The following is an 11230-nucleotide window of genomic DNA, read 5'->3' as shown; positions in this document are numbered from 1 at the left end:
CACGGCGGCCAGCGCCGCCTGCGACGCCACGCTGTCGCGCGAGCGGTGCACGCGCACGCTTTTCAGGACGCCATCGCGTTCGACGCTGAGGTCCAGCACGACGATGGCGGGCAGCATCGGAGGCAGGCGGCCGCTGAAGGTGTAATCGCTGTTGGCCGCCATGATCTGCTGCGCCACCCGCAATTTGTAGGCGTCGATGCTGGCAGCGGGGGCGATGGCCTTGGGCGCCAGCGGCACTGCCGGGATACTGGCGGGTGCCTGCGCGCGCGGTTCCGGCGCTTTCTGGCATGCTGCCAGCAGCGCGGTGACGGCAAGGACGGTCAGGAGCTGTCTCATGACCGCCAGACTACCACTTTCTAGCTGAACAGGCGTTGCAGCTCCACGCCGGGGTCTGGCGCGCGCATGAAGGCTTCGCCCACGAGGAAGCTGTGGATGTGCGCGTCGCGCATGCGCTGCACGTCGGCCGTGGTGTGGATGCCCGATTCCGTGATGACCAATCGGTCTGGCGGGATGCGCGGCAGCAGGCCGAGGGTCGTGTCCAGCGAGGTTTCGAAAGTGCGCAGGTTGCGGTTGTTGATGCCGATCAGCGCGCTCTTGAGTTTCAAGGCCGCCGTCAGTTCCTCGCCATCGTGGCTTTCGATCAGCACGCCCATGCCCAGTTCGTGGGCGCACGCTTCCATCTCCGCCATCAGCCCATGGTCGAGCGCCGCGACGATCAGCAGGATGCAGTCGGCGCCCATGGCGCGCGCTTCATAGATCTGGTACATGTCGACCATGAAGTCCTTGCGCAGCACGGGGATGGCGCAGGCGGCGCGCGCCTGCCGCAGATACTCCACGGAGCCCTGAAAGAACTGTTCGTCCGTCAGCACGGACAGGCAGGCGGCGCCGTGCAGGGCATAGCTGGCGGCGATGTCGGCGGGACGGAAGTCGGCGCGGATCACGCCTTTCGATGGCGACGCTTTTTTCACTTCGGCGATGATGCCGGGCTTGCCTGCGGCGATGTGCTGGCGCAGGCTTGCTTCAAAGCCGCGCAGGCCGGCGCGCAGTTCGCTATCGCCTTCCACGTCGCCGCGCAGGCTGGCCAGGCTGCGGTGGGCTTTCGCCTTCGCCACTTCGTCGGCTTTCACGGCCAGGATTTTGTCGAGTATGTCGGACATGATGGTCGCTATTTTCTATTCTATAAGGGAGGGGGCGGAGACTACGCTTGCTTTGGTGTGCCCAGCTGTTGCGTGACCTGCACGAATTGCGCGAGTTTCGCCAGCGCGGCGCCCGAGCTGACGGCCGTGCGCGCGCGCGCCAGGCCATCCTCGATCGAGCTGGCCACGCCGGCCGCGTACAGCGCCGTGCCCGCGTTCAGGGCGACGATATCGCTGGCCGCGCCGGGTTCGCCGCGCAGCGCTTCCATCATCTTGGCTTTCGATTCGACGGCATCGGCCACCTTCAGGTTGCGGCTGGCGATCATCTGCAAACCGAAATCTTCCGGGTGGATTTCGTATTCGCGGATCTCGCCGTTGACCAGCTCGCCCACGAGGGTAGAGGCGCCCAGCGATACTTCATCCATATTGTCGCGGCCATACACGACGATGGCGTGCTGCGCGCCCAGGCGCTGCAGCACGCGCACCTGGATGCCGACCAGGTCGGCGTGGAACACGCCCATCAGAATATTCGGCGCGCCGGCAGGATTGGTCAGCGGACCGAGGATATTGAAAATCGTGCGCACGCCCAGCTCCTTGCGCACGGGCGCCGCATGCTTCATGGCCGCGTGGTGGTTGGGCGCATACATGAAGCCGATGCCTGTTTGCGCGATCGACTGGGCGATCTGCTCGGGCTGCAGGTTGATGTTGACGCCCAGGGAGTCCAGCACGTCGGCGCTGCCGGACGAGGACGAGACGCTGCGCCCGCCATGCTTGGCCACGCGCGCGCCGGCCGCGGCCGCCACGAACATCGAGGCGGTGGAAATGTTAAACGTGTGCGCGCCGTCGCCGCCCGTGCCGACGATGTCGAGCAGGTTGGTGGTGTCGGCCATGGGCACCTTGGTGGAAAACTCGCGCATCACTTGCGCGGCGGCGGCGATTTCGCCGATGGTTTCCTTTTTCACGCGCAAACCCACGGTCAGCGCGGCGATCATGGTGGGCGACATTTCGCCGGACATGATCTGGCGGAACAGGTACAGCATTTCGTCGTGAAAGATTTCGCGGTGTTCGATACAGCGCAGCAGGGCTTCTTGTGGGGTGATCGGCATGATGCTTCCTTCTTCAATGATGGCGCAGGAGGACACTGATGGCACGCCGCGGCGTGCGCGGAAAATCAGCGCTCGAGAAAGTTCTTCAGCAAGGCGTGTCCGTGCTCCGAGAGGATCGATTCGGGGTGGAACTGCACGCCCTCGATATCGTATTCCCGGTGGCGCACGCCCATGATTTCGCCGTCGTCCGTCCACGCCGTCACTTCCAGGCAGGAAGGCAGCGAGGCGCGTTCGATCGCCAAAGAGTGGTAGCGGATCACTGTGAAGGGGCTGGGAATGTCCTTGAAGACACCCACGCCCGTATGCGCGATGAGGGAAGTCTTGCCATGCATGACTTGCTTGGCGCGGATGACCTTGCCGCCAAACGCCTCGCCGATGGCCTGGTGGCCCAGGCACACGCCGAGTATCGGCTTCTTGCCGGCGAAGTGCTTGAGCACTTCCACCGAAATGCCCGCCTGTGCCGGCGCTTTAGGACCGGGCGAGATGCAGATGCGGTCCGGGTTCAGCGCCTCGATCTGTTCGATCGTGATTTCATCATTGCGGTAGACCCGCACGTCTTCGCCCAGTTCGCCGAAATACTGCACGATGTTATAGGTGAAGGAGTCGTAGTTGTCGATCATGAGCAGCATCTTAAAACCCTCCATCCAGGCCATCTTGCACTTGTTCGGCGGCGCGCAGCACGGCGCGCGCCTTGTTTTCGGTTTCCTGCCATTCCATTTCGGGGATGGAGTCGGCCACGATGCCGGCCGCGGCCTGCACGTACAGCATGCCGTCCTTGACTACGCCCGTGCGGATGGCGATCGCCACATCCATTTCGCCGCCAAACGACAGGTAACCGCAGGCGCCGCCGTAGATGCCGCGCTTGGTGATTTCCAGTTCGTCGATCACTTCCATGGCGCGCACTTTCGGCGCGCCCGTCAGGGTGCCGGCCGGGAATGTGGCGCGCAGCACGTCCAGGTTCGACAGGCCCTTCTTGAGGGTGCCTTCCACGTTCGAAACGATGTGCTGCACATGCGAGTATTTTTCGATGACCATGCGGTCGGTGACGTGCACGCTGCCCGTTTCGGCAATGCGGCCGATGTCGTTACGCGCCAGGTCGATCAGCATCACGTGCTCGGCGATCTCTTTCGGATCGGCCAGCAGTTCGGCCGACAATTCGGCATCGCGCTCTGGCGTGGCGCCGCGCGGACGGGTGCCGGCGATAGGGCGCAAGGTGACTTTCTTGCCGCCATCGGCCGTGCTTTCGTTGCGCACCAAAATCTCGGGCGAGGCGCCGATGATCTGCATGTCGCCGAAATTATAGAAGTACATATACGGCGACGGATTGAGCGAACGCAAGGCGCGGTACAGGGTCAGCGGCGAATCGACATACGGTTTACGGATGCGCTGGCCGATCTGCACCTGCATCAGGTCGCCCGCCATCACGTATTCATGCGCCTTGGCGACGGCCTTCAGGTACTCTTCCTTGGAAAAGTCGCGGATGGTTTCCGTGCGCACGGAAGCGCTGGTGACGGGCGCATCGACACCGCGGCGCAGCATCATGCGCAAGTCCTTCAGGCGCTGCTGCGCTTTCGAAAACGATTCGGGCTGCGTGGTGTCGGCATAGACGATCAGATACAGTTTGCCGGACAGGTTGTCGATGACGGCCAGTTCTTCCGTCACCATCAGCTGGATGTCGGGCAGCTTCAAGTCATCTTTCGGCGCGCCGCCGGCCAGTTTTTTCTCGATGTGGCGCACGGTGTCGTAGCCGAAGTAGCCGGCCAGGCCGCCGCAGAAGCGCGGCATGCCGGGGCGCAGGGCGACCTTGAAGCGCGACTGGAACTGTTCGATGAAGTCGAGCGGATTGCCTTCGTGCTCTTCGATCACGACGCCGTTCTTGACGATTTCGGTGCGCTTGCCATAGCTGCGCAACACGGTCGTGGCAGGCAAGCCGATGAAGGAATAGCGGCCGAAGCGTTCGCCGCCGACGACGGATTCGAGCAGAAAGGTGTTCTTGCCACCTTGTTGGGCCTGGGCCAGTTTCAGGTACAGGGTGAGCGGGGTTTCCAGGTCGGCGAACGCTTCCGCGATCAGGGGAATGCGGTTGTAGCCCTGCTGGGCCAGCGATTTGAATTCGAGTTCGGTCATGTTTCTCTCCATGCCGTCAGGGTATGCGTGTGCATAGTGCACAAACCCTGCGGTGGGTTATCAAAAAACTTGCCGGTACAGGGAACTTGCGCAAAATGCGCAAAGGACGCGTGTGCAACCGGCAGCAATCGTAACGGCTCGGCCCTTAAGCCTGCCAGGATTGCCAGCGTCGCCAAAGCCAGGCCTCAATCGAGCCGGTTTGGGTGACATTGTGTTTTTTGATGAGAAACGTGTTCACGATATGGTGTTGGGTTTGGTCAGTATGCCGGTTAGTTTTGCATGCTAATAAAACGGGCTGCTTCGAGCAGCGTCTTTACTATACCATCGGAATCGGTATCGTGTATAGAGTGTCCGTGATTGTAGCCATACGGTACCGTCAGTACGGGGCATGCCGCAGCCCTGGCCGCTTGCGCGTCGTTCGACGAGTCGCCGATGGCCACCACTTTGGCGGGCGGCAGGTCGAAGTCCGCGCACACTTGCAGCAGCGGCAGCGGGTCCGGTTTTTTCCTCGGCAGCGAATCGCCGCCGTAGACGATCTCGAAATAACCATCGAGATTTTTCTGTTTCAGCAGGGGCAGGGCGAAAGCGATCGGCTTGTTGGTGACGCAGGCCAGGCGCAAGCCCGCCGCCTTCATCGCCGCCAGTCCCGCTTCCACGTCCGGGTAGAGGGTGCTGAACTGGCCATTGATGGCCAGGTAGTGACGCTGGTAGGCATCCATCGCCGCATCAAAACGCTGTTCCACGCCGGCCGCATCGAAGTCGAGCGCCAGTACCGTGCGGATCAGGTTTTCCGAGCCTTTGCCCACCATCAGCTTGATGGCATCTGCGCTGATGGGCGCGAGTTCGAATTCGGCGCGCATGCCGTTGATGGCGACATGGAAATCGGGCACGGTGTCGAGCATCGTGCCATCGAGGTCGATGATGGCGGCGCGCACGCCGGCCAGTACGTGATCTTTCACCATGCCCGCTTGCATCAGGCGCCCGCTACTTTGGCCAGTTCGGCGCGCATGGCGTCGATGACGGCTTTGTAGTCGGGCTTGCCGAAGATGGCCGAGCCGGCGACAAAGGTGTCGGCGCCGGCGGCCGCGGCGGCGGCGATGTTGTCGATCTTGATGCCGCCGTCGACTTCCAGCATGATGTCACGGCCCGATTCATCGATCATGCGGCGCGCTTCGGCGATTTTCTTCAGCGCGTGCGGGATGAAGGACTGGCCGCCGAAGCCCGGGTTGACGGACATGATCAGGATGATGTCGATCTTGTCCATCACGTGTTCCAGGTAATGCAGCGGCGTGCCCGGGTTGAATACCAGGCCCGATTTGCAGCCATTGTCGCGGATCAGCTGCAGCGAACGGTCGACGTGATCCGACGCTTCCGGGTGGAAGGTGATGATGTTCGCGCCAGCCTTGGCGAAATCCGGGATAATGCGATCGACAGGCTTGACCATCAGGTGCACGTCGATGGGCACTTGCACGTGCGGGCGGATCGCTTCGCACACCAGCGGGCCGATGGTCAGGTTCGGCACATAGTGGTTATCCATCACGTCGAAGTGGATGATGTCGGCGCCGGCGGTAACGACGTTGCGCACTTCCTCGCCCAGGCGGGCAAAGTCGGCGGACAGGATGCTGGGAGCGATACGGAATGTAGTCATGGTGAAGTAGCCAAAGGATAGAAAATGCGAAGATGCGCTATTTTACGCTTGACGCCGCTACCATGCCGCGTTGACGCACGCTGAAACACAGAATACGCGGCGCGCCGTGGCTAATCGGGCACGCGCGACACAATATATTGACTGGCAATGTCTGAATAGGAATGACGATGGCGACTTATGAATTTACGGTAACGGTCAAGACGCAATACCTGCCCGAGCAATCGGCACCGGACCAGGGGCGGCACGTGTTCAGCTACACGATCCGCGTCGTCAACACGGGCACCGTTGGCGCGCAGCTGATTTCGCGCCACTGGGTTATCACGGATGCGAACAACAAGGTGGAAGAAGTGCGCGGCCTGGGCGCTGTTGGCCATCAGCCGCTGCTGCAGCCGGGCGAACAATTTGAATACACGAGCGGCACCATGCTGGGCACGCCGCAAGGCTCGATGCGCGGCGAATATTTCTGCGTGGCCGAGGATGGCCACCAGTTCGAAGCGTTGATTCCCGAATTCGTGCTGTCCGTGCCGCGCACCCTGCATTGAGCAAACGCAGCGGCCGCGCGCCGCTTATTTCAGTTTTTCGGTGGTGTCCTGCTCGTCATCGAGCTGCTTGCGCGCCGGCGGCGTGGGCTTCTTGCCCGAATACATGGTCCACCAGACTATAAATGCCAGCAAGAAGAACGCCACCAGCGCCTCTATCATCAAGATCCACATACGCACCCCTATGTTATTTACCCGCAGCTTAGTATTTACCCGCCGTCTGTTGACACGCGGTAGTCTACCCGTTTCAATCGGCGCCGTCGCGCTTGCGTTGTCCGCCTGTACCACGCCGCAGTCGGAACCGGTCGCTGTCACCGGCAAGGCGCCAGCGATTGCCCCGACCGTTGTCAGGCCCGTGCCGGCCAAAGCGGCCGGCGTCAAGGACGCCAAGGACACGATTGATGCAGCGGCAGCCCCCACCTTCGTGCCCGCCAAGTTTGCCGCCTTGCCGGGCTGGGCACGCGACGACATGCGCGCCGCCTGGCCCGCCTTCATGGCGTCGTGCGGCGTGCTGGTCAAGCGCCCGGACTGGAAGGAGTCGTGCACCATCGCGCGCCAGGTGAATGCCGACAGCGACAAGGCCATCCGCCTGTTTTTCGAGACATTCTTTGTGCCCAATCAAGTCATCACCGCCGATGGCGCCAGTACCGGCCTGGTGACGGGCTACTACGAGCCGCTGCTGCACGGCGCGCGCAAGCGCGGTGGTCCGTATCAGACGCCGCTGTACAAGGTACCCGACGACCTCGTCTCGGTGGACTTGTCCGGCGTGTATCCGGAACTGAAGAATATGCGTTTGCGGGGCAAGCTGGTCGGCAAGAAGGTGGTGCCGTACGCCACGCGCGCCGACATCGAGCGCGCCACCTCCGTTACGGGTAGGGAATTGCTGTGGGTCGACGACGAAGTGGAAGCGTTCTTTTTGCAGGTGCAAGGTTCCGGCCGGGTGCAGCTGACGGATACGCAGGAAACCGTGCGCGTGGCCTATGCCGACCAGAATGGCCACCCGTATAAATCCATCGGCCGCTACCTGGTCGACAAGGGCGAGCTGACGATGAGCCAGGCATCCGCGCAAGGCATCAAGGCGTGGATCGCCGGCCACCCGACGCGCAAGGATGAGTTGTTCAATGCCAACCCCAGCTATGTGTTTTTCAAGGAAGAGCGCTTGCCAGATCCGAAAGTCGGGCCGAAGGGGGCGCTGGGCGTGCCGCTGACGCCGCAGCGTTCGGTGGCCATCGATTCGCGCTACCTGCCGCTTGGTGCGCCCGTGTTCCTGGCTACCACGCAAGCCAATAGCGATATCCCCATGCAGCGCCTGGTGATGGCGCAGGATACGGGCGGCGCCATTCGCGGGCCCATCCGTGTCGACTATTTCTTTGGTTTTGGGGCCGAAGCGGCGGAGAACGCGGGCCGCATGAAGCAGAGCGGCGCCGTGTGGGTGTTGCTGCCGAAACAGGCGCCAGCGCGCTGAGTTTCTTGCGGCGCTGGGCAGTCCGTGGTGTCGCTTAGCGCAGGACCATCACTGGCAGGTGAGTGTGGCCCAGCACTTTTTGCGTTTCGCTGCCCACGAACAACTTGTTCAAGCCCTTGCGTCCATGCGAGGCCATCAGGATGATGTCACACTGGTAAGTCTGCGCCGCATTGACGATTTCTTCGTGCGGGCTGGGCGAGACGGCGACCACGCCTTCGAATGGCACGCCAACGGCACGCGCCGCTTCGCCGATCTTGTCGATCGCGCGCTGCGATGCTTCCCGCATCTGCTGTTCATACAGGCCGGCGTCGAGCACGATGCCGCCATCGGCCATGGGCGAGAACGGGAATGGCTGTACCACGCTGATGGCGACCAGCTTGGCCTTGTTCAATTGGGCAAAGGCGAGGGCGGTTTCGGCGGCTTTGTCGGACAACGGCGAACCGTCGGTGGGAAATAAGATGGTGTTAAACATGGCGTGCTCCTCAAGTGATGTAAACAGCTTATGGATTTACGTCAATTAATTCCTTGATGTAAATCAAATCGATCAGGCTTTGCCGTGAATAGTGTCGCCAAGGCAATCTTTAGCAGTGTATGCCTGTTCATTGCTTCAGGTGCGCACGCTACGTAGCGGCGTGCCCCACACCATGGCGATGGTCAGCAGGAGGCTGCCGGCCGCGATGCAGGCCAGTCCATTGCGCACGCCAAAATGTTCCGCCACCCAGCCAGCCGCCAGCGCGCCCAGCGGCGCCGTCGCCACCGTCAGGAAACGCATGGTTGACGTCATGCGCCCCAGCATGGCATCGGGCGTGACCTTCTGGCGCAAGCCCAGGTAGGGTATAAAGAACAGCATCACACCGCAATCGAAAAAGAACATCAATATGGCATAGGCCACGGCGGTGGCGGTCGCGCTGCCGAACAGCGCGGCGGGAATCGTCGGCGTCAGGGCAAAACACACGGACGTGGAGGCCAGGCCGATGAGGATGGTACGGCCCGTGCCATAGCGCCTGGTCAACGGCTTGACAATGAAAGCGCTGAGCAGGACGCCGGCGCCGCCCAGCATTTGCGTCATGCCCAGCACGCCGGGGCTCATGCCCAGGTCGTGGGTGGCGAACAGTACCGCCAGAGCCATGCTGGCGTAGAACAAAAAGTGCCAGATGCCGGCGCCCCAGGCCAGCGCGCGCAGCAGCGGCTCGTGCCAGACGAACAGCAAGCCATCGGCGATGTCGCGCAAGGCGTGCTTGCTTGACGGTGCGGGACGCGGATCGCGCACGCTCATGGCGCGCAGATTGAATACGGAAATCACATAGCCGCAGGCCGTGCACAGGATGGCGACGGGCGCCGACAGCAGTTGCACCAGCACGCCGGCCAGGCCGGGGCCGATCAGGCGCGAGGCCGATTCGGTGGCGGCAAATTTCGACTGGGCATCGATCAAGCCGTCGCGACCCACGAGGAAGGTCAAAAAGACTTGTTCGGCGCCGCCACCGACGACGAAGCCGGTGCCGATGATGAACCCTACTATATATAGCCACGGCATCGACAGGACGCCGCACCAGTAAGCGACGGCCACGCTGGCCAGGGCCAGGCCGGACATGGTTTCACTGAACAGCATGATCGGGTGCTTGCTGCGCCGGTCCAGCAACACGCCGACGGGCAAGCCGAAGAGGGCAAACGGCAGCGCCTGCAAGGCGACGAGCAGGCCCATCTGCTCCGGCGTCGCATGCAGCAAGAGCACCGCGCACAGTGGCAAGGCCAGCGAGGTGATCTGGGCGCCGAAGCAATTGAGGCCATTGCTGAACCACAGGCGGCGGAAATTCATGCTGGCGACGCTGCCGTCGCCGCGCAGACGCCTGGTCAGGGATTGAATAAGTGGAGAGGAAATTTTGCCGCTCGATGAGAAAAGGATCAGGCACACAATAATAGCAGCGCGCCTGCCGCGCCGTTGCCGTTAGCCGCTACAATCGTTGCACCCGTTCATCCAGAGGAGACACTATGCAATACGAAGACTTGATCATCGATATCCACGACAAAGTGGCGGTCATCCGCCTGAACCGCCCGAAGGCGCTGAATGCCTTGAACGACAACATGATGAATGAGCTGGGCGACGCGCTGCTGAAGTTCGACGCCGACGAGCATATCGGCTGCATCGTGCTCACGGGCAGCGAAAAAGCCTTTGCCGCCGGTGCCGATATCGCCGCCATGGCTGACTATACTTATCCGGACACCTTTACCCAGGGCTATATCAGCCGCAACTGGGAACATATCCTGCGCGTGCGCAAACCCGTGGTGGGCGCGGTGGCGGGCTATGCGCTCGGTGGTGGCTGCGAATTGGCCATGATGTGCGATTTCCTGATCGCCGCCGACAGCGCCAAATTTGGCCAGCCGGAAATCAAGGTGGGTGTCACACCAGGCGCAGGCGGCACGCAGCGCTTGCCGCGTGCCATCGGCAAGGCCAAGGCCATGGATCTGTTGTTGACGGCGCGCACCATCGATGCTGCCGAAGCGGAGCGCATCGGCCTCGTGTCGCGCGTGGTGCCGGCGGATAAATTGCTGGAAGAAACCCTGGCCGCCGCCAAGACCATCGCCGCCATGCCGACCTCGGTAGCCATGATGATCAAGGATTGCGTCAACCGCGCGTTTGAAACCACCTTGACCGACGGGGTCGCTTACGAGCGCCGTCTGTTCCAGGCTGCCTTCGGCACGCCTGCGCAAAAAGAAGGCATGCACGCTTTCCTGGAAAAGCGCTTGCCAAACTTCGACGGTCTTTGATATGATTCGCCTCCTCGCAAAACGACGCACACAAAACATGGTGTTGCAGAGTAAAAACGGGGAGAAAAAGAAGGTTGACGAAATGCTGCAAACGCTTCATACTCTTCCTTCTTCGCAGCTGACAAACACAACGCTTTGTCGATAGCGCGAGAGTAGTAAATAAGCAGTACCGAATACAGTTCTTTAACAATTAACAGTCGATAAGTGTGGGCATTTGATGTAAGTGCAGCGTCAATCTTCGGATTGGCGTCTAACTTAAAATATCAAATGTTCACAAGAAATAATGAAATAGGATACTTCTTCGGAAGTAGCCTGTCAGTTTTTTGAGTGAGCGACCCGTCAGCAATGACGGTGCCAATAAAATGGCAAAGTAACAGAGATTAAACTGAAGAGTTTGATCCTGGCTCAGATTGAACGCTGGCGGCATGCCTTACACATGCAAG

At 61.3% G+C, this 11230-nt stretch carries 12 protein-coding genes and 1 pseudogene; 3 read left to right on the top strand and 10 right to left on the bottom strand.

The window, feature by feature from the left end; genetic code table 11:
- The 7 genes and pseudogenes from JaAD80_RS23015 to rpe all read right to left on the bottom strand — a co-directional run.
- Nucleotides 1–336 (bottom strand): annotated as a pseudogene (locus tag JaAD80_RS23015) (hypothetical protein); the annotation flags it as partial.
- A 20-nt stretch (nt 337–356) separates the two neighbouring features.
- Nucleotides 357–1157 carry an indole-3-glycerol phosphate synthase TrpC gene (gene trpC / locus JaAD80_RS23010; RefSeq protein ID WP_102297847.1) on the bottom strand — a complete coding sequence of 267 codons (801 nt, stop codon included), beginning with the start codon at nt 1155–1157 and terminating at the stop codon, nt 357–359.
- Between the two features lie 41 nt (nt 1158–1198).
- Entirely contained in the window at nt 1199–2242 is a 1044-nt protein-coding gene (gene trpD, locus JaAD80_RS23005; protein ID WP_102297844.1) for an anthranilate phosphoribosyltransferase, read from the bottom strand.
- 65 nt (nt 2243–2307) lie between these two features.
- Nucleotides 2308–2871 (bottom strand): aminodeoxychorismate/anthranilate synthase component II, encoded by a 564-nt coding sequence (locus tag JaAD80_RS23000; protein WP_035824429.1) that lies wholly within the window; start codon nt 2869–2871, stop codon nt 2308–2310.
- A 1-nt stretch (nt 2872) separates the two neighbouring features.
- Nucleotides 2873–4369, bottom strand: coding sequence for an anthranilate synthase component I (gene trpE / locus JaAD80_RS22995; protein WP_102297842.1), 1497 nt, complete (start codon nt 4367–4369; stop codon nt 2873–2875).
- Nucleotides 4370–4638: 269 nt separating this feature from the next.
- On the bottom strand, nt 4639–5331 hold the full coding sequence (locus tag JaAD80_RS22990; RefSeq protein ID WP_102297854.1) for a phosphoglycolate phosphatase: 693 nt from the start codon (nt 5329–5331) through the stop codon (nt 4639–4641).
- 11 nt (nt 5332–5342) lie between these two features.
- Entirely contained in the window at nt 5343–6017 is a 675-nt protein-coding gene (rpe, locus tag JaAD80_RS22985; protein ID WP_102297840.1) for a ribulose-phosphate 3-epimerase, read from the bottom strand.
- Nucleotides 6018–6184: 167 nt separating this feature from the next.
- Between rpe and apaG the strand changes: the two genes are divergently transcribed.
- Nucleotides 6185–6559 (top strand): Co2+/Mg2+ efflux protein ApaG, encoded by a 375-nt coding sequence (gene apaG / locus JaAD80_RS22980; protein WP_092804098.1) that lies wholly within the window; start codon nt 6185–6187, stop codon nt 6557–6559.
- Between the two features lie 24 nt (nt 6560–6583).
- On the opposite strand, the gene JaAD80_RS31630 is transcribed toward apaG, so the two are convergent.
- Complete coding sequence (locus tag JaAD80_RS31630; RefSeq protein WP_258003136.1) at nt 6584–6718, bottom strand: hypothetical protein; 135 nt, start codon at nt 6716–6718, stop codon at nt 6584–6586.
- 109 nt (nt 6719–6827) lie between these two features.
- Between JaAD80_RS31630 and JaAD80_RS22975 the strand changes: the two genes are divergently transcribed.
- Nucleotides 6828–8021 carry a murein transglycosylase A gene (locus tag JaAD80_RS22975; protein WP_308410639.1) on the top strand — a complete coding sequence of 398 codons (1194 nt, stop codon included), beginning with the start codon at nt 6828–6830 and terminating at the stop codon, nt 8019–8021.
- 34 nt (nt 8022–8055) lie between these two features.
- Here JaAD80_RS22975 and JaAD80_RS22970 read toward each other — a convergent pair whose 3' ends face one another.
- Both JaAD80_RS22970 and JaAD80_RS22965 read right to left on the bottom strand, forming a co-directional pair.
- Nucleotides 8056–8493: a universal stress protein gene (locus JaAD80_RS22970; RefSeq protein ID WP_102297838.1), complete on the bottom strand. Its 438-nt coding sequence runs from the start codon at nt 8491–8493 to the stop codon at nt 8056–8058.
- A 135-nt stretch (nt 8494–8628) separates the two neighbouring features.
- Complete coding sequence (locus JaAD80_RS22965; protein WP_102297836.1) at nt 8629–9837, bottom strand: MFS transporter; 1209 nt, start codon at nt 9835–9837, stop codon at nt 8629–8631.
- A 173-nt stretch (nt 9838–10010) separates the two neighbouring features.
- Here JaAD80_RS22965 and JaAD80_RS22960 point away from each other — a divergent pair, with 173 nt between their 5' ends.
- Entirely contained in the window at nt 10011–10787 is a 777-nt protein-coding gene (locus tag JaAD80_RS22960) for an enoyl-CoA hydratase (protein ID WP_102297834.1), read from the top strand.
- Nucleotides 10788–11230: the final 443 nt, after the last annotated feature.

It is taken from the genome of Janthinobacterium sp. AD80 (genome assembly GCF_002878455.1).
Taxonomy (GTDB): Bacteria; Pseudomonadota; Gammaproteobacteria; order Burkholderiales; family Burkholderiaceae_D; genus Janthinobacterium.
This window is presented reverse-complemented; position numbering and strand designations above follow the sequence as displayed.

Excerpts from the sequence above, each read along its gene's own strand:
- trpC (WP_102297847.1), bottom strand. The coding sequence starts at position 1,157 with ATGTCCGACATACTCGACAAAATCCTGGCCGTGAAAGCCGACGAAGTG.
- trpD (WP_102297844.1), bottom strand. The coding sequence starts at position 2,242 with ATGCCGATCACCCCACAAGAAGCCCTGCTGCGCTGTATCGAACACCGC.
- JaAD80_RS23000 (WP_035824429.1), bottom strand. The coding sequence starts at position 2,871 with ATGCTGCTCATGATCGACAACTACGACTCCTTCACCTATAACATCGTG.
- trpE (WP_102297842.1), bottom strand. The coding sequence starts at position 4,369 with ATGACCGAACTCGAATTCAAATCGCTGGCCCAGCAGGGCTACAACCGC.
- JaAD80_RS22990 (WP_102297854.1), bottom strand. The coding sequence starts at position 5,331 with ATGGTGAAAGATCACGTACTGGCCGGCGTGCGCGCCGCCATCATCGAC.
- rpe (WP_102297840.1), bottom strand. The coding sequence starts at position 6,017 with ATGACTACATTCCGTATCGCTCCCAGCATCCTGTCCGCCGACTTTGCC.
- apaG (WP_092804098.1), top strand. The coding sequence starts at position 6,185 with ATGGCGACTTATGAATTTACGGTAACGGTCAAGACGCAATACCTGCCC.
- JaAD80_RS31630 (WP_258003136.1), bottom strand. The coding sequence starts at position 6,718 with ATGATAGAGGCGCTGGTGGCGTTCTTCTTGCTGGCATTTATAGTCTGG.
- JaAD80_RS22970 (WP_102297838.1), bottom strand. The coding sequence starts at position 8,493 with ATGTTTAACACCATCTTATTTCCCACCGACGGTTCGCCGTTGTCCGAC.
- JaAD80_RS22965 (WP_102297836.1), bottom strand. The coding sequence starts at position 9,837 with ATGAATTTCCGCCGCCTGTGGTTCAGCAATGGCCTCAATTGCTTCGGC.
- JaAD80_RS22960 (WP_102297834.1), top strand. The coding sequence starts at position 10,011 with ATGCAATACGAAGACTTGATCATCGATATCCACGACAAAGTGGCGGTC.